The sequence below is a fragment of the Methanobrevibacter thaueri genome (genome assembly GCF_003111625.1).
Taxonomy (GTDB): domain Archaea; phylum Methanobacteriota; class Methanobacteria; order Methanobacteriales; family Methanobacteriaceae; genus Methanocatella; species Methanocatella thaueri.
Genome location: NZ_MZGS01000036.1, coordinates 1 through 22,630, shown reverse-complemented (window position 1 = coordinate 22,630; position 22,630 = coordinate 1). Strand labels below are relative to the sequence as shown.

Genomic DNA, 22,630 nt, shown 5'->3' with positions numbered 1-22,630 from the left:
TGGTGAAAATGCAACAATCACTATAACAGGTCCTAAAGACTACAACGGAACAGCTGTTGTTAATGTTGACGGTAAAAACTACACTGTATCAATTAGCAATGGTGCTGGTCAGTTAGAAATTACCGGATTTGCAAATGGCACTTATGATGTAAAAGTGACACTTCTTGAAACTGATAAATATCTTGGAAGTGAAAATGACACTGCTAAAGTCCTAGTTAATAAGGTTGAATCATCAGTAACTGTTAATGTTGACGACATCATTGTCGGTGATGTTGCTGTGGTTAACATTACTGTACCTGCTGATGCTACCGGTAATGTGACTGTTGAAATAGTCGGTGTTGGAACTTACACTGTTCCTGTTGCTGGCGGAGCTGGAGTATTGGTCGTAAAAGACTTGAAAGTTGATGATTATACTGTTAAAGTAACTTATAATGGTGATGGTAAATACTTGCCAAACAACAATGAGACAACATTCAAAGTATCTAAAGCTGACTCTGATGACATTAAAGTGATTGATCAAGGTAACGGTACTGTGGTTATAACAGTTCCTGGAAACGCTACAGGCAACGTAACAGTCAAAGTTGGAAATGAAACTTACAACGCTACTGTTGTTAATGGTACTGCTGTTGTAACCTTGAATAATGTAACTCCTGGTGAACATGAAATCGAAGTGATTTACTCAGGTGATGAAAACCATAACGGCACTTCAACTAACTCTACTGTAAACATTCCTAAATATGATACTCCAATGAGCATTGAGGTTTCCGATGGAAAAGTTGGCGATAAAGTTAAAGTGACCGTAAATGTTCCTGATGGACTTACCAATAATGTAACTGTTGAAGTCAATGGTAAAATATTCTCAGTCAAACCGGTAGATGGCAAAGCAATAGTTGAAATCGAAGGATTGCTTTCAGGCAATAAGACTGTGACTGCAACTTACGATGGTGATGATAATTATGTAGCTAACTCTACAACTGAAGTCTTCAAAATCGATAAGAATCCTGCTCCAATATCTGCCACAGTTGACAACTCCACAGCTGGCGAGGTTACAATTGAAGTGACATTGCCAAGTGACGCTACAGGATATGTAATCGTTAATGTCAACGGAACAGATTATGGTATTAACTTGACTGCTGGTGAAAAATCAGTCACAATTCCAGTCGAAAATTCAGGAGACTACACTGCCAAAGTAACTTACCTTGGAGATGAGAAATACTTAGGCAATTCAACAACCGTTGACTATCATGCCACAACCAATAAAACCTCTTCTCAAGTTACAGCTGAAGTCAATGATGTTCCTATAGGTCAGGATGTTGTTGTCAAAGTGACAGTTCCTGAAGGTGGAGACGGCAATGTAACCGTAAGAATCAACGGAACAAATGTGACAGTTCCAGTGAAAGCCGGAGAAAACATCATTAACGTTTCTGGAGTAAGTGAAGGAACCCATGATGTGATTATCGAATACAGCGGAAATGATCATGTCGAACCGCAAACAATCAACAAGAAGGTAACCGTATTCAGGTCAATCATTGCTGAGAACATCACAAGAGGATGGAACAGCCCATATGATTACAAGGCCGAGTTCTTAGACAAAGACGGTCATGTGCTTGCAGACACTGAGGTTCAATTCATTGTGAACGGTCAAACCTACACTGCCAAAACAAACAGTCAAGGTATCGCATACTTGAATGTCACAAAATTGGACATCGGAGTTTACACCGTAACCTGTGTCAACCCAGTGACCGGTGAGAAACGCAATGCCACAACAACAATAGTGAAACGTCTGATTGAAAACAAGGACATCACAATGGACTTTGTTGATGGAACATACTATGTCGTAAGGGCTATTGGCGACGACGGCAAACCTGTAGGCAAGGATGAGTTTGTTGACATCTTTGTGAACACTATTCACTACTCATGCAGAACAGATGAGAACGGTTATGCAAGACTTAAAATCAACTTAAACCCAAGAACCTATGAGATTACTGCAGAATACAAGTCATACAAAGTCTCTAACAAGCTTGTTGTAAAACAAACTCTCAAGCTGGTCAAAAAGACTGTGAAAGTTAAAAAAGGTAAGAAGTTAACACTTAAAGCAACCCTCAAATGGACTAACGGTAAACCGATTAAAGGCAAAAAGGTTGTCTTCAAATTACAAGGCAAAAAATACAGTGCAAAAACCAATTCCAAAGGTCTTGCTAAAGTGACTATCAAGGCTAAAGTTACCAAAAAACTCCATGCCGGTAAAAAATACAAATACTCTGCTACCTATATCACTAACACAGTTAGAGGTTTTGTTAAAGTCACAAAATAATTTGATTTAATTAATGTTGTTTTAAAACAACATTAAACCTTTCTATTTTTTTTCATAAATCGGAGTTCCAGATCCGAATCCACGTTTAATCACAACATTTCATAAGATAGTTTAATAGCGTTATAGACTTTTGTTTTTAGAAATAAAGGCATATGTTTGCTTATTTTGGTAATCGCTAGGGATATTTTAATCAGGAGTAATATATTTAGTTCAATTATATCAAAACTAATTTTTGTTAAATGATTTTTACTTGATGAGGATAATACAATTTCATAACAAAGCACATGTCAATCGAGTGGAAATTGTGGGTTTTCAGCGATTTCAAGGTTCATTTTTATCTGCAAATCATTATCCTTTTAGGCAATGTTTTCAAATTTAATGGCAATTCTGTGTTTATTTTTAAGTTTTAAATTAAATATTGTTCATTATATTTTCAATATTAGGCTCTATGTTTTGAATTGTTTTATAATACCTAAACTATTTTTAGATTTAATAATGTATTAATCAATTTGTTTATTTTTAGGCATGCCTAATTTGATGCTTTCCATCATATTTTGATGCTTTTTAAAAAGGTATTAATATTTATTTAATGAATTTAATATTGTTCAGATTTAAAGGAAGTTTTATGAATATATTTTAATAATTTTGTCAAAAATGCTAAAAGCAAACCTTATATATTAGAATATATTAACATATATATCAGCATAAACTCTCCACGATTTCATAAATTGGAATCGATTTGTAAGAAATGGGAGGGGGTGTAATTATTAAGATAAAAGAGATTATAATAATATGTTTAATATTGTGTTTTATCTTCTCACTTCAGGCTGTTACGGCAGCTGATGTGGATGTAGATGACACAAATGACGATGCATTAGGAATAGTTGATGCACAAGACGTTGTCGAGCAAAGTAATAATCTTTCGTCTTTAACACTTCCTGCAAATGATGAAGTGTTGGGAGAAGGTGAAGGATCCTTTACTCAACTGCAAGAGGATATTAGTGGCCAGACAGAGGTCACTTTAACTAAAAATTATACTTATGTTGATTCAGACAGTGCACTCAAGGGGGGTATTCCACTTTCTGGAACAATAACCATTACAGGTAACAATATAGTAATTGACGCAAGTCATAAGGCAAGAATATTCGATATTGCGAGCGGAGCTACAGTTACACTAAAAGGAATTACATTTATAAACGCAAATAGTGATGGTAATGGAGGGGCCATTGCTTCCCAAGGAGTGTTAAGTGTAGATGATTGTAACTTTATCAACAATACCGCAGCAATCAATGGTGGTGCCATCTACTGGGCTCAAGGCGCTCATAATGGTATGGTCACCAATTCAGAATTCATTGGAAATGTCGCTAACCGTAGTGGTGGTGCGATATACTGGTTCGGTCAAAATGGTACTATTGAACATTCCACTTTCACCAACAACAAGGCTTTAGGCAATATTGAGGCGCCAGACTCTTATGGTAATAATACTACTGGTGGTAATGGTGGAGCTATCATGTGGGTAGGTTCAGATGGTACTGTATATGATTGTACATTCACAGGTAATAGTGCTGTTAATAAGGGTGGTGCTGTTTACCTACAAGGTAGTAGTGAAGGTCTATGTAATAATACTAGATTTGATACTTGTACCTTTATTAGTAATATAGCACAAGTTAATGGTGGTGCTATTGATTGGTACCGTGGTGCTAGAAATGGTATAATTACTAATTCTGTATTTGAGAATAACTATGCTAATAGGTCTGGTGGTGCTATATTCTGGTCAGGTATTAATGGTACTATTAGATCATCCAACTTTACAAACAATACTGCTAAAGGTATTAAGGAAGCTGAAGACACTTATGGTAATATGACCTATGGTGGTTATGGGGGAGCTATAATGTGGACAGGTTCAGATGGTATTGTATATGATTGTAGATTCAATGCTAACAAAGCTATGTATAATGAGGCTACTCAATCAGGTGGTCGTGGTGGTGCAGTATATCTACAGGGCACTATGCAAAATGGTGAAATAGTCAATTGTACTAATACTTCATTTAGTTACTGTGTATTCACCAATAACTTTGCAGGTACTAACGGTGGTGCTGTCGATTGGCACGATGGTGCTCATAATGGTAAAGTAGATCATTCCATATTTGAAAACAACATTGCTAATTCAAACGGTGGTGCAGTATACTGGAGAGGACATGAAGGTTATATATTAAATTCTAACTTTACTAACAACACCGCTAGAGGACTACATCCAGGTAGTTATGGTAATGTAGGTGATGGTGGTGCAATATTCTGGGCAGGTATTGATGGTCTTGTCGAATACTCTAGATTCATTGATAACGAAGCTCAATTTGACACTTCTGTTGTTTTAATTAATGAAAATAACGCTCGTATGGATGGTGGTCGTGGAGGTGCCGTATTCGTAGACCATTGTGAACATGGTAATAAGAATATCACCTTTAGACACGTACACTTTGAAGACAACGTTGCGGGCACTAACGGTGGTGCTATTGATTGGCATGCTGGTGCTCATGATGGTGTAGTGGACGATGGTACTTTTATCAACAACACTGCTATGCGTAACGGTGGTGCAATCTTCTGGGACGGTCAAAACGGTACCATAAGAAACTCAAGGTTCGACAACAACCGTGCAAAAGGTGAAGCACATGAATACAACATTAATGTAAACATGGGAAACACTGTTACAGTTGATGGAAATGGAAACTTAATTTTAGGAAACATGCATGTCATTCAAAATAGCCAATTACCTACAGCTACACCTACATCAGCTGATGCAAATAAGCTATTTGTGCTCAATTACACTAATGGTGCAGATCCTGAGGGACATGTCTACCACGTATTTGAATCATATGTCGCTCACCAAGTAGGCGGTCAGTGGATATGGTTGAAGCTGGATGAGACCACAGTAACCATTGACAGGATTTCCCCTGTTGACTGGGCAATAGATCAATTCTTCGGTGGTAACGGTGGAACCATTGAATGGAGTGGAGATGTAGGTTTGGTATACAACTGTGACTTCAAGAATTCAAATTCCGCTCGCCGTGGTGGTGGAGCATACATGACAGGAAGTGACTATGTAACCTTTGATAAATGTAATTTCACTGACTGTACTTCAGGTACTAACGGTGGAGGTGTAGACTGGTTGGCTGGTGCTAACTACGGTAAAATCTACAACTGTATATTCAATCAAACAAGAGCTGCCCGTTCAGCTGGTGCTATCTACTACGATGGTTGGTATGGTGAAATTGTAAACGTTACAATCATCAACACCAAATCCTGGGGAGGAACATTACCTGATGACCGTGGCGTAGACTATGCAGGATGGGACTCAAGCCACTGGGATACCAACACAACCGGTGGGGATGCAGGAGCTATCATGATTACAGGTTACCACGAATATCTCTACAATGTAACATTTACAAATTGTAGCAGTGCCGGCCGTGGTGGAGCCGTGTTCCTGCAGGATAACTATAACATAACCTTTGACACATGTGTCTTCAATGACAATGCGGCATTAGGTACTGCCACTAACACATGGAAAGACTACACTAAAGGAAGAAATGATGCTCAAGCCGACACTAAACTTGATTATAAACTCACAGGTCACGGTGGAGCGATTGCATTTGATGTTAATGCTCACGCAGGCACAATCAGAAATTCCGAATTTAACAATAACTATGCCCGTCGTGACGGTGGTGCAATCAACATTGCTGTAGGTTCATATGATTTCACAATTGAAAATTCAGTATTCAACAACGATTCAACAGGAGACGATGGTGGTGCAATCAACTGGGAAGGTAATGTAGGTCTTATTAAAAACATTACATGTTATAACTGTACCGGTGTGGCATATGCAGATCCTACAACCGGAGCATCCACTTCAAAAGGAGGTACAATCTGTCTTACCGGTCACAACATTACAATTACTGAATCCAAATTTACATTAGGAAGGGTATACCATAATCAAGGCACTCTCGGTGAAACCGATGGTGGTGCACTATTTGTGACAGGTGAAAACACAACAATTTCAAATTCAGAATTTATAGACTGTTCTTCACCTAACCAGGCTGGTGCAATCAAAGTGATAGGTAATAAGACTGTAATGGACAACTGTACATTCTTAAGATGTACCGCTGATGAAGACGGCGGTGCATTGTTTGTTCAAGGTTTAGACTGTAAAGTATATAATTCCACTTTCACAGATAACACTGCAAAAGATGATGGTGGTGCAATCCTATGGACAGGGGAAAGAGGTTTAATATCCAATTCCACTTTCACAAACAATAAAGTTGTAGGTAAATCCGATGCTCACGCTAGCGGTGGTGCAATCAACCTTGTCGGTGATTATTCAGTTGTTGAAAAATCCAAATTTGACATGAGCACTGCAGTTGTAAACGGTGGGGCTATCTATGCTTCAGGTAACTATATAAACATTACCGATTCCACATTCAGTAATTCTAATGTTACTCATACTTATGAAAAAAATTATGCACACGGTGGAGGTGCAATATATATTGAAGGTCACGACACAAACATTATAAATTCCACATTCGATCAAAGTAATGCAAGAGTAGGGGGAGTTATTTATGTACAAGGTTATGATGCATCAATTATCAATTCCACTATCACTAACAGTTATGCAGTAACCGGTGGTGCAGTATATATTGACGGTCAACATGCATCTGTCATCAACTCATCATTCAGCAACACTGATGCAAAAACCACAGCCAATTACGTTGCTGACAATAAGGGTGGTGCAATATATATCCTTGGTAATTATGCTACCATTGAAGGTTCCAATTTCACTAAGGCATCCGCTTATCAAGGAGGTATTCTTTACCTGCAAGGCCAATACTGTAATGTTATTAATTCCTCATTAGACCATGGTTATTCATATCATGATGGGGGTGCTTACTATTCCACAGGTACAGATTCTAATGTAACAGATTCTAACTTTACAAACAATGTTGCCAGGTCTGACGGTGGAGCTCTTTTCTGGCTTGGATCTAAATACAACTATGTAACCGGTTGTATTTTTGACAATAACACTGCTTATGCAAATCCTGGACATGATACCAAAGGAGGAGGAGCTATCTACTTCTCAGAAAATGGTGCATATTGTGGTATAAAAGATTCCAAGTTCTTTAATAATTCAGTCCAGTCTAGTACTAAAGCTGACGGTGGAGCTATTTTATGGGATAAAAGTTCCCATAGCTTCATTGACGGATGTCTTTTTGATGGCAATTATGTTACATCTTCCGATTGGGAGAATCCTAAGACTTGGATTCAGGGAGGAGTAATGTATGCAAGGCCGGCTGATAATTTAACTATTACTAACAGTATATTCCAAAATTGCTGGTCTCAAAAGGAAGCTGGTGCATTATACTTGCAAAACGGTGGAAGTACAGGAATTCATTTAATCAACAATACATTCATTAATAACACTGCTTACGGTTATAAGCAACTTGGTGATAATGACCTTGGTGGTGGAGCAATTCTAGTAAAAAGTGGTACAATATTTTCATTCATAAATTCCTCATTCATAAACAATACTGCAAACTATGGCGGAGGAATTGTCCTCAATACTGTTAATGATTTCACAATAACCAATGCTACTTTTGACGGCAATAAAGCTATCTTTGGTGAACAAAGTTGTGGTCAAGGTGGAGGTTTATGGACTAGGGTTAAGTTTACTGCGAATAATATCACATTTATCAATTGTGAGGCTGCAAATAGAGGCGGAGGTCTATATATTTCCAATAATGTTGATATGTCATATACTAATTTAACTTTCATAAATAACTCCGCAGTTTTAGGTGGTGGATTATACTGGAGTAAGTCTAGTGTTACAATTGATTCCATGACATTTATAAATAACTCTGCTGAAAGTGGTGGAGCCATATATTTCCCTAACGGAGGTAGTTCTTCAACCCCTACTCAAGTTAAAAACAGTAATTTCTCAGGAAATTCTGCAAATAATGGTGGTGCTATTTATATAAATAACGTAGGATATATAAAGATTTCAAAAAATAATTTCACTGATAATAGTGCAGTTATGGAAGGTGGTGCTATTTACATTCCTTATAGTACCTCTAACCTTATTGATATATCTTATTCAGAATTCATAAGAAACAATGCTTCTCAGGGTGGTGCAATATATTCTGGAGCCAAAGGTACTGATACATGGAATATCCATGATTGTACTTTCATTAATAATAGCGCTACCTTATCCGGTGGTGCTATTTATGTTGCAAATACCCAAATGATTTACAATTGTAATTTCGATGGAAACAAAGCTGATGGAGATGGTGGAGCCGTTTATGTCGCAGAAGGCATAACCGGAGCGAAAATTCAAGATTCAACATTTACAAATTCACATGCGACCAACGGTGGTGCTGTTTATTATGGAGGTACCACTTCTAGTCTAAATAATGCTCTTAAAATAATAAATGATACTTTCATCAAAAACATTGCTGATTATAATGGTGGTGCAATCTTATATGTCACCAATAATGGAATTAATAACTACAGGGATTACAATAACTTTGATGGAATCGGTATTCCAGTAGATGGTGGCAGAACCACTGTCAAAACAAACGGTACAAATGTTGAAATCATTTCTAGATCATTATTTGAAAACAATATAGACTATAAGTTACTCCTTAGAGTTATTTCCGATAGGGAATCTCCGTTCATTGCGGTTTATCTTGATAATCCTAAAGACTGGAGAGCTAATAGGCTCAGGTTTGTTGTGAACTTAACCAATGCAACCACTCATGAAGTGATCAGTACAGTAATTGTAAATGCATCCAACTATGACACTCACTACAGGGATGGAATGTTGTATGTATCTTTCAGTAATCTTATAATGAACGAAACATATAACATCACTGCTTCATTCGAAGACCTGACCCATATGTATAAAGTAAATTCCACTACAGCACAGGCTCACGGTGAAATTATTGGTGAGTTCAAACTCCTTCAAAGATTAATCGAGGATGCTCTTGAGCGTGGTGACAGCGAGATCGTTTTAAACAGGACTTTCACTTTCACTCCATTCTACATGGGCAAGCACGAAAACATGGACGACAGATGCATTAATTTAACCCATATTGACCGCCCATTCACAATTAAAGGTGAAGGATGGCTTATTGATGCAGCTGGATATTCAAGAATATTCTATATAACCTCCCCATATGTAACCATTGAAAATGTGGTATTGGTTGGAGGTAACGCCAGCGGTGAATATGGTGATCCTTTGTATCATGACGGTGACATTGGAGGAGCCATATACTGGGCAGGAGCAAACGGTACTTTGATAGATTCACATGTTGAAAATAACACTGCAGGTCTTGGTGGAGCAATCTATTTCAATGCTTCCGCTCCAAATTGTAAAGTTATAAATACCGTATTTGAACAAAACACTGCAGTCACCTATGGTGGTGCTATTGACTGTAACGCTTCCAGAATGGAATTATATAACAATACATTTAGAGATAACTCTGCATATATTGGTGGAGCTTTATGTAGGGAAATCAATTCCACCAACGGTCGTGGTGTAAACAATACCTTCATTGATAACAATGCGGAATATGCAGGTGCGGGAATTGCATGGATAAATGCAACACACATTTCCATTGACGATTATAAATTCTATAACAACCATGCAGGTTACAGTGGAGGAGCACTTTATGTTGGAGAAGGCAGTCTGAACTGTGAAATATTGAATTGTATCTTTGCCAACAATGCAGTTGATAACGAAACTGACGGTCATGGTGGTGCTATCGAATGGTATTCAGAAAAAGGTATAGTCAATAACTCTGTTTTCATTAACAACAGTGCATATGACGGTGGTGCAATTTATGTAGGAGAAGGCTCAGGCCAGATCAATGTTACCGGATCCACTTTCTCTGAAAATGTAGCATTGACAACAGGTGGTGCAATCAGTATTGAAGCATCTGCCGTTACTATTAATGAATCCAATTTCTACAATAATATTGCTAAAGACGGTGGAGCAGTATATGTCGGCGGTGAAGGTACTGATAATTATGTATATTCCTCTGTCTTTGAAGGCAATAGGGCTATAGGTGATGAAAATGCGATGAATGGTATTGGTGGAGCTATCGATTGGGTTGCTTCTTCAGGTACCATTGTCGATACCAGATTTACCGATAACTGCGCTGATTATGGTGGTGGAGTATACTTTGGAGGTAAATCAAACGCAAGTAATATTATAAACTGTACATTCGAGCGCAACCAGGCTAAATATAATGGTGGTGCTATTGACTGTAACGCATCCATGATGTACATTGAAGGCACATTATTCGACGGCAATGTTGCGCAATTCGGTGCCGCATTATGTAGGGAGACCAATGCAAAAACCGGTGCCGGTATAAATAACGTTTTCAAAAATAACCATGCTATTGTTGCCGGTGCAGCTTTAGGATGGATGGGATCTTTCGGTATTACAATTACCAATTACACATTCATCAACAACTCTGCTGATGTTGCAGGTGGAGCTATTTACGCTAGTGTAGACAGCCACAACTGTTCAGTTAATGACTGTACATTTGAAGATAACTATGTAACCGATAAAACCGCTGGCTGGTCTGGTGGTGAAGGTTTCACTTGGATTGCATGGGACGGCACAGAAATGACTTACCGTACTGACTGGACTGATGTTCCTTCCAAAGCCACAACTGCTGACGTATTGCCTACTGAAACCATATTCTATTATAATAATACTGAACAGCTCGATGCAGCTTTAGGTACCGGTGGAGCAATGACCATTTTCGGAGCTAATGCTACAATAACTAACTCAAACTTCACAGGAAACCATGCTAGATTAGGTGGAGGAGTATATGTAGGTGCCAGTTCAGGTAACGCAGATATAGATGGTACAATATGGAGAAATAACGTTGCTAAAGAACGTGGTGGAGCTTTAATGATATACGCTTCAGCCGTACATGTTGATGACGGTCAATTCTATGACAACATTGCTGTAAACGGTAGTGCACTCTATGTTGGTGGTGAAGGTACAGAAAACAAAGTGCACAGAACCATTTTCGAAGGAAACAATGCTACCGGTTATGGTGGAGCTATCTATTGGGTTGCATATGTCGGTGAAATTCACAATTCAGAATTCACTAAAAACGCTGCTGAATACGGTGGAGGTATCTACTTCAACGGAAGATCCGCTAACACAGACCTCATAAATATCACATTCAAGTCAAACAGCGCTGTCAAGAATGGTGGTGCTATAGACTGTAACGCATCAAACATCGGTATTTACAACATAACATTTGAAGAAAACTATGCCGGTGAGTATGGTGCTGCATTATGTAGGGAACTCAATGCTACCGGAGGTCACGGTAGAAACAACACATTCCTAAGGAACCATGCAGGAATTTCCGGAGCAGGTCTTGCCTGGATGGGTGTAAAAGATATTCATATTGTTGACTATCATTTCATCGACAACACTGCTGAAAGAAGCGGTGGAGCTATATTTGTCGATGTGGGCAGTGATAACGACATAATTGAGAACTGTACATTTACAGGAAACCACTTAACAAACATGACTGAGGGCCACAATGGTGGTGCTATTGACTGTAGAGGTAAAAACTTAACAATTGACTATGTTAACTTTACAAACAATGGTGCATATACCGGTGGTGCAATCTATGTGAGTTCCGATTCCAAAAACATTCACATATATGATTCCAACTTCATTGAAAACTATGCTGTTGGTGATGGTGGTGCTCTTGGATTGAAAGCTGAAGCTTTAAATATTAACAATACTCTCTTCAAATCAAACACTGCAGGACATAATGGTGGTGCAGTACATGCTGGAGGTAATGGTACCAACAATACAATCCATTATAGCGTATTTGAAGATAACAGTGCAGGAGACCACGGTGGTGCTATTGACTGGCTTGCATCTGCAGCAGATTTCGATTATCTCAATTTCACAGGAAACAGTGCTCAATATGGTGGTGGAATCTACTTAAATGGTGTTTCAACCAATTCCAGCTTAAACCATATCAACTTTGTTGAAAATAGAGCTACAAAGAATGGTGGTGCTATTGACTGTAACGCAACCATGATGGGTCTCGCTAATTCCAGATTCATATCCAATTACGCTGCTGAGTATGGAGGTGCTTTAGCAAGGGAAGAAAATGCTACCGGAGGATTCGGTAGAAACAATACATTCATTTATAACCATGCGGACATTGCAGGTGCGGCTCTTGCATGGTTAGGTGTAGATGGAGTTACCATTAACAATTACACATTCATCAACAACACCGCATATTCCTCAGGTGGAGCAATCTTTGTAAGAGAAGACAGTACAAACTGTAATGTATTCAATTCCGAATTTGACAGCAACTATGTAACTGACGTTAAAAACGGTCACGGTGGATCAATTGACTGGGGAGGTCCTAACGGTGTAATTGAAAACTCCACATTCACTGATTCATTTGCAGTGAATGGTGGTACAATTTACGCAGGTCAGAACTCAGACAATCTTACCGTATACAACGTTTCATTCATTTCATCCCGTGCATTAGGTGACGGTGGAGCAATCGCCTTATACGGAGACAACGCCAAAATAACCTATTCAGAATTCAACTTCACAATGGCTTTAACAAGCGGTGGAGGAATTTCAGGTCATAACGCAAACAATGCAACAATCGACCATTGTGTATTTGACTACGGTATGGGTGCAGGATACGTTGATCCAACACTCCAGGCATATGGTGAAGGTGGAGCTATACATTGGGAAGATTCCGAAGGCCTAAATGTCTCAAATTCACAATTTGGAAATATCAGATCCAATTCAAATGGTGGAGTGATTTCAGCCATAAACACTAGCGATTCTAGCCTGTATAATTTAACATTTGAAGAATCCTATTCAAACATAAATGGAGGTTCAATCTCATGGATCAATTCAACCGGATTGACTTTCGATTCACTTAAAGTTGAAGATTCCGAAGCTCACACCAATGGTGGTGCAATCTATTTAATGGGAATCAACGACACTACCATTAAAAATTCAGTATTCAACAATACCATTTCCCCACGTGGTGTCGGTGGTTCAATGTACATTAATGGTAATGCAACTTTAATAAACAACACCTTTGACGGATATGAAGCTTATAAAGATTATGGTGATTCCTTATTCCTTGAGAATGGAAACATCACTGTTGCAGATTCTTCATTCAATGGAAAAGATGCAATTTGGATTAATCACGATGCCACAGCATATTTAGAAGACAATAATATTACAGGACCTGAACCAAACAGGGACCTTTACTACTTAATTGATGGATATAATGAATTGATAAGCTATGCAGTATGGAATGACGGGGACCTATATCTTTTAGGTGACAGCAGCTATGATTATATAATAATCAATAACGGAACCATTTGGACCCCAACAACAACTGAACTTATGGGCAACGAAACTCATAATGTTACCTGGAACGAAAACTTCACATTCTGGGCTCATATCTATGATGATTCAAAGTATGAAAACACAATCATTTCTGTAGACTCATTGAACACAACCAATGATGTTTATCATGATGTTGCTCACTCATACATCTTGCCATATAACTGTTTAACTCTAAACTGCACATATCAAGGTTCATTTATACTAACCCCATCTGATAACAACTTAAAACAAAATACTGTTTATCAGGGCACCCTGAACGTAAAAATGCCTGTCGACTTGGAAATAATTATTACCAACATTGATGATTATTCAGTTGGAGTCATTGCAAAATTAACTCCTCAAGCAAAAAGTAATTTCACAATTGAAGGGCAAACTGTAACCCTTAAAGTTGGAGATAAGGAATATACTGTAAATATAACAGTCAATGAACAGTTCGAAACTCCATTCACAACCTGGACCGTGGGTAATGCAACCCAGTTCATCGAACGTCTGGATGCAGGTGAATACACTGCAACTGCAAGTTATGGTGGAGATGCTGTTCATTTAGCTGTCGAAAATGTAACAAAAACATTCTACATCCAGTTACACGATATCTGGATCAGTCTTAATATTACCGATATATTCTATGGTCAGACAATTGCATTAAATGTGACTTCCAATGCTACTAGAACCAAAGAGGGATATGTGACCATATGGATTAACGGTAAAGAAGTGTTCAATTACATAAAACTTGATCAAAACGGTTCCCAAGTACTTTACTTAACTTATGATCAGTACAAGGACATAATAACCCAACCAGGTACACAAGCGGGTTCAATTTCATTCACTAATGGTAGTTACTACAATTATCAATTGAATTTCACATCATTTGAAGTGAAAAAATACCATACAAACATTACTGCAAACGTAACAACTCCAATCGATGTTGGAAGTCCTTTAATTGTTAATGTGACAGTAAATGAAACCGCAAGCGGAATTGTAAAATTAACCATTGACGGCAAAGTCCACATTGTAGAAATCCACAACGGTACAGCAACCTTTGAAATTTACGGCTTGCCTGCCGGCAATTACACAAACATAACAGTTGAATATTTAGGTAATGACTGGTTCGTTGGAAACTCAACCAACATTACATTTACTGTTGTTCCGAAATCAGATTATGTAATTGAAGTGTTAGCTGATAACATTACCTATGGAAACAATGCTACAATCAGGGTTATAGTTCCAACCGACGCTACCGGAAACATAACATTCTATGTTGACGGAAACATTGTAGAAAATGTAACTGTCGTAAACGGTATTGCCATATTGAATGTAGTTAAACCTGCCGGTGGAGAACATGTTGTAAACGTAACATATAACGGTGATTCAGGATATGCTCCTAAAGACAAGAATGGCACAAAATTCATGGTATATCCAAACAACACCTGGGACATGACCATTATTGGAGACTATAAACCATATGGTGAAAATTCAACATTCACTTTCAGAAACATACCTGCTGATATCCTAGGCAACAATTTAACCGTAAAAATAGACAATGTCAGTTATATTGTTCCTATTACTAACGGTGTCGCTACATTAACATTGAACAATCTTTCAGCAGGTCAACACAGTGCATCCGTAACATATAACGGAGATGCGAATTATATTAATAAAACTAAGAAATTCTTCCCTGATATTCCTAAGGCAACTCCTACAGTCACATTAGTGCAAAACGGAACTGATATAATTGCTTTAGTAACAGGTAATGTGACCGGTAATGTAACATTCCTTGTTAATGAGGTTGAATATACAGTCAATCTCACATCAGGAAGAAATGCAACATTGATTGGCAAATTAAAAATCGGAGACAATTATGTATATGCTACATATAATGGTGATGAGAATTACACCATAGCAAATACAATGGGTGTCTTCAATGTTGCCAAATTGAATACTACAATCACAGTAACTCCAACAAACATTACATTTGGCCAAGATGAAATAATCACTGTAAGTGTTGATGCAAATGCTACAGGTTTCATTGCGGTACATATCAATGATAAAATCTATGTTGAATATATCAATGATCAAGGTGTTGCCACATTCAACATTACAGGATTAGCTGCTGGAAACTACACTAATGTCAGGGTGACATATTATCCAACTACCACTGACTTCAATGGAAACAATACTACAACTTCATTCAGAGTTGATCCTACTACCGATTACAAATTCAATGTAATAGTTGACGATATCGAATACGGACAAAATGCTACCGTTAGAGTGATTTTGGATTCATCAGCAAATGGAAATGTGACAATTTATGTCGATGGAAAACCTGTCGGAACTGTAAACGTTACAAATGGTGAAGCTATATTAAAAGACATCAGCGGATTGGCCGGTGGCCAACATGTTGTAAACGTAACCTATAACGGAGACTCATCATTTGCTCCTAAGAAAAACAGTACTGACTTCATGGTAAATCCTAACACATCCTGGAAAGTTAACATTACTGAAGTGGACTACAGACCATACGGCGAAACTTCAACAATCAACATTACAAACATACCTTCCGATTTCACAGGTGAGAACTTAACCATAAAAATCGATGGAGTTCCATATGTTGTTCCTATTGTTGACGGCAAAGCCACCTTAAGATTAAACAATCTTTCTGCCGGTCCGCACATGGCAACAGTCAATTATGCAGGTGACGCTAACTATAGTGCAATTTCACAAGTATTCCGTCCAAACATTCCTCAAGCAACTCCTACAATCACATTGACCGAAGTCGATGGAGATATTGTTGCCACTGTAAGCGGAAATACTACCGGAAACGTGACATTCTATGTTAACGGTGAGGTATACACAATCAACCTTACTTCCGGAAGAAATGCAACATTGACCAAAGATCACTTAATCATTGGAAATAATAGTGTTGTAGCTATTTACAACGGTGATAAGAATTACACTGCTGCAAGAACAGTTGGAAACTTCACTGTCGATAAAATAACCACTGACTTAACTGTTGAGGCTACTCCTGAAGTTGTTGTGGGCAAAAACACAACAATCACTGTAACAATGACCAATGTAACCAGCGGTAAAGTCTTGATTGAAGTAAATGGATTTAACTACACTGTTGACATTAACAGTAACGGTATTGCTACTTTAGTCATTGGATTGCCTGTTGGCAATTACACTGCTCATGCATACTATCTTGGAGACTCTGAACACGTAGCATCTGATAATATCAGTAACGAATTCAAAGTTATTAAGATGAATGCAACCGTAACAATCGATGTTGATAACATCACTTATGGTGAAAACGCTACCGTTACAGTAACTGTTCCAAATGGTGTTGAAGGAAATATTACAATCACCCTCAATGACACTGCCGGAACAAGCATTACTCAAACTATAGTTGACGGCAAAGCAGTATTCAACATACCTGGATTGGCTGCAGGCAACTACACAGTTGATGTAAGATATAATGGAAATGAATACTACAACATTAATGACACTGAATCAGATAAGTTCGAAGTCAGAAAAGCAGATCCTGAGCTAACTATTCTAACAGTTTCAGGCGTTGTTTATGATAAAGGCACATTACAGATCACCATCAATGGTGAAACTGCTGGAGAAAAAGTCAACATTACAGTTGTCGGTGAAGGTGTTGAATATCACTACACTATTGATATTCCTGCTGATGGAATGATATCCTTTGAAACTCCAGATAATTTCAATGAATATAAACCATATCATATTATTGCGGAATATGGCGGTAATGCTAATTTCACTTCTGATGTGACAGATACATACTTCACTCCATCTAAAATCAATACTTATGGAATTAATGTAACTGGAATGAACATCACTGTTGGTGACGATGAGATTATCACTGTTACTGTTCCTGACCATGTTGATGATGTGGTTATTTGGGTAAATGGAGAAAGCTACAGAAACACTTCATTCACAGGAAATACAGCTACATTTAATATAACTGGTCTTAAAGAAGGAATTTACACAGTAACTGCTTCTGTAAATGACACAGAATTCGATAAGAAAAACTTCACAGCTTTATTCACTGTAAACAAAACATATCCTTCAATCAATATCACTGTGATTGATGAAGACAACCTCCATGTAGGAGATACAGTCGAAATAGTTGTAACTGTCCCTAGTGATGCGGTTGAAAATGTAACTATCATTATTGACGGTAAAGAATTCACCAATAAGACAGTCAACGGAAATGCAACATTCTATGTTGCTGATTTATCTGCTGGAAATAAAACCGTAACTGCAATCTATTATGGTGATGACAAATACAGATTCAATGCAACAACTGCTGACTTCACTGTATTCAAATGTGATGCTAATGTAAACATAACCGTTGGAGACAGATATGAAATTGAATCTAACTTCGTAATTGAAATTGGAAATGATACAGCAGTTAACGTAACCATTAATGGTATAGAATATCCAGTTGTTGACGGTAAAGTTGTGATTGACACAACCAAATTGGCTGCTGGTAACTACACTGTTACTGCTACAATCTATGAAAGTGACAAATATCTTGGAAATTCAACTTCAAAAACATTCATTGTCTTCAAGCACGCTGCTGTGATTGATAGTGTTGTTGTTCCTGTTGTGAATACCACTGTTGGTCAGAATGCTACAATTACTGTGACTATGGGTAATGTAACTAGCGGTAAAGTGATTGTTGAAGTTGGTGGACACAATTACACTGTTGACATCAATAATGGTGTGGCTGTATTGGTTGTTGGCTTACCTGAAGGCGAGTACACAGCTCATGCTTACTACTTAGAATCCGACAAGTACAATGCTACTGATTTAGCAAACGCTACAGTATTCAATGTTGTTGCTAAACAGAATGCTACTATTATTATAAATGCACCTGAAGTTGTTGTGGTTGATGGCAAACTTGTATTCAATGTAACCAACTCCACTCCTGTTGTTGTTACTATTAATGGTGTGGTCTACACTCCTGATGCAAATGGTAATTACACCTTTGATGCTGATGTTGTTGGTAATTACACTATTATTGCAAGATCTGCCGAAACTGATGAATACTATGCTGCATTCAACAGTACAGTATTTGAAGTAATTAAACATGCTTCCAGTGTGAATATTACTGTAAATGATAACTATGAAATCGAATCCGACTTCACTATTGGAATTGAGAACAATACCGTTGTTAACGTAACCATTAATGGTGTTGAATATCCAGTTGTTGACGGTAAAGTCGTAATAGACACTAATGCTTTGGCTGCGGGTAACTACACTGTCACTGCTACAGTTTACGAATCTGACAAGTATTATGCTAACAGCACTACAAAAACATTCACTATCTTCAAACACAATGCTGTGATTGACAGTGTTGTCGTTCCAGATGTGAACGTTGGTGTTGGCAAGAACGCTACAATAACTGTAACTATGGGCAATGTGACTAGCGGCACTTTATTAATTGAAGTAAACGGATATAACTACACTGTTGGCATCAACAATGGTGTGGCTTCATTAAATGTAACTTTACCAATCGGCAAATATCAAGCTCGTGCTTACTTCCTTGGTGATGATAAGTATAACGCTACAACCTCTGATTTAAGTTCAGAGTTCACTGTTGCTGATAAGGGTATTGTTTCAATTAATATAACTGCTCCTAGTGAAGTTGAAATTGATAATAATCTTGTATTCACTGTAACTAATTCCACTCCGGTTAATGTAACCGTGAATGGAGTAAAAGTTGAACTTAAAGACGGCAAATACACTTACAATGTAACTGAAGCAGGAATTGCCACTATCGTTGTAACTTCCGCTGAGACTGATGAACTCTATGCAGGATACAACTCAACTACTGTAACTGTCTTAAAACACAATTCAACTGTAAGCATCGATCCTGTTGACAATCACTTCGTTGGTGACGACTTCACAATTAATGTAACTAACAACACTGCAGTTGTTGTAACAGTAAACGGTAAAGAATACCCAGTTGTTGACGGTAAAGTTGTGATTGACACAACCGAATTGCCTGCTAACGAGTACATTGTAACCGCTTATATTAAAGAAAACGATAAATACTTAGAAAACAGTTCAACAATTACATTTAACATAACTAAACGTAATTCAAGTATTAATATTACTGTAAATGATAAATATGAAATTGAAACTGACTTTGCTATTGGAATTGAGAACAATACTGTTGTCAATGTAACTATTAACGGTATTGAATATCCAGTTGTTGATGGTAAAGTCGTAATAGACACTACTGCATTGGCTGCTGGTAACTACACTGTTACTGCTACAATCTATGAAAGTGACAAATATCTTGGAAATACAACTTCAAAAACATTCACTATCTTCAAACACAATGCTGTGATTGACAGTGTTGTTGTTCCTGTTGTTAATACTACTGTTGGTCAAAACGTGACCGTTACTGTGACTATGGCTAATGTAACCAGTGGTAAAGTGATCGTTGAAGTTGGTGGACACAACTACACTGTTGACATCAATAATGGTGTGGCTGTATTGGTTGTTGGCTTGCCTGAAGGTGAGTACACAGCTCATGCATATTACCTTGGTGATGATAAGTACAATGCTACTGATTTAGCAAACGCTACAGTATTCAATGTTGTTGCTAAACAGAATGCTACTATTATTATCAATGCACCTGAAGTTGTTGTGGTTGACGGCAAACTTGTATTCAATGTAACTAATTCAACTCCTGTTGTTGTTACTATTAATGGTGTGGTCTACACTCCTGACGCAAATGGTAATTACACCTTTGATGCTGATGTTGTTGGTAATTACACTATTATTGCAAGATCTGCTGAAACTGATGACTATTACGCTGCATTCAACAGTACAGTATTTGAAGTTATAAAACATGCTTCCAGTGTGAATATTACTGTAAATGATAATTATGAAATTGAAACTGACTTCACTATTGGAATTGAGAACAATACTGCTGTTAACGTAACTATTAATGGTGTTGAATATCCAGTTGTTGACGGTAAAGTCGTAATAGACACTACTGCATTGGCTGCAGGTAACTACACTGTCACTGCTACAGTTTACGAATCCAGCAAGTATTATGCTAACAGCACTACAAAGACATTCACTATCTTCAAACACAATGCTGTGATTGATAGTGTTGTTGTTCCTGTTGTGAATACCACTGTTGGTCAGAACGTGACCGTTACTGTGACTATGGCTAATGTAACCAGTGGTAAAGTGATTATTGAAGTCGGCGGACACAATTACACTGTGGACATTGTTGATAAAGTTGCTAAATTGGTTGTTGGCTTGCCTGTTGGTGAGTACACTGCTCATGCATATTACCTTGGTGATGATAAGTATAATGCTACTGATTTAGCAAATGCTACAGCATTCAATGTTGTTGTTAAACAGAATGCTACTGTGATTATCAATGCTGCTGATGTTGTAGAAGTTGATGGCAAACTTGTATTCAATGTAACTAATTCAACTCCTGTTGTTGTTACTATTAATGGTGTGGTCTACACTCCTGATGCAAACGGTAACTACACCTTTGATGCTGATGTTGTTGGTAATTACACTATTGTTGCAAGATCTGTTGAAACTGATGACTATTATGCAGGATTCAACAGTACAGTATTTGAAGTTGTAAAACATAATGCTGTGATTGATAGTGTTGTTGTTCCTGTTGTGAATATTACTGTTGGTCAGAATGTGACCGTTACTGTGACTATGGCTAATGTAACCAGTGGTAAAGTGATTGTTGAAGTTGGCGGACACAACTACACTGTTGACATCAATAATGGTGTGGCCGTATTGGTTGTTGGCTTGCCTGTTGGTGAGTACACTGCTCATGCATATTATCTTGGTGATGATAAGTATAATGCTACTGATTTAGCTAATGCTACTGCATTCAATGTTGTTGCTAAACAGAATGCTACTATTATTATCAATGCACCTGAAGTTGTTGTGGTTGACGGTAAACTCATATTCAATGTAACTAATTCAACTCCTGTTGTTGTTACTATTAATGGTGTGGTCTACACTCCTGACGCAAACGGTAACTACACCTTTGATGCGGATGTTGTTGGTAATTACACAATTATTGCAAGTTCTGCCGAAACTGATGAATACTACGCTGCATTCAACAGTACAGTATTTGAAGTTATCAAACATGCTTCCAGTGTGAATATTACTGTAAATGATAAATATGAAATCGAATCTGACTTCACTATTGGAATTGAAAACAATACCGCTGTTAACGTAACTATTAATGGTGTTGAATACCCTGTTGTTGACGGTAAAGTCGTAATAGACACTACCGCATTGGCTGCAGGTAACTACACTGTTACTGCTACAATCTATGAAAGTGACAAATATCTTGGAAACACAACTTCAAAAACATTCACTATCTTCAAACACAATGCTGTGATTGATAGTGTTGTTGTTCCTGTTGTGAATACCACTGTTGGTCAGAATGCTACAATTACTGTGACTATGGGTAATGTAACTAGCGGTAAAGTGATTGTTGAAGTTGGAGGACACAACTACACTGTTGACATCAATAATGGTGTAGCTGTATTGGTTGTTGGCTTACCAGAAGGTGAGTACACAGCTCATGCATATTACTTAGAATCTGACAAGTACAATGCTACTGATTTAGCTAATGCTACAGCATTCAATGTTGTTGCTAAACAGAATGCTACTATTATTATAAATGCACCTGAAGTTGTTGTGGTTGATGGCAAACTTGTATTCAATGTAACCAACTCCACTCCTGTTGTTGTTACTATTAATGGTGTGGTCTACACTCCTGATGCAAATGGTAATTACACCTTTGATGC

At 37.8% G+C, this 22,630-nt stretch carries 2 protein-coding genes; both read left to right on the top strand.

The window, feature by feature from the left end; all coding sequences use genetic code 11:
* A partial coding sequence (locus tag MBBTH_RS10755; protein ID WP_133241967.1) for an Ig-like domain-containing protein occupies nt 1–2,314 on the top strand: 2,314 nt, incomplete at its 5' end.
* Between the two features lie 748 nt (nt 2,315–3,062).
* Nucleotides 3,063–22,630 (top strand): Ig-like domain-containing protein (locus MBBTH_RS10750; protein ID WP_133241966.1); only part of this gene is annotated, 19,568 nt, incomplete at its 3' end.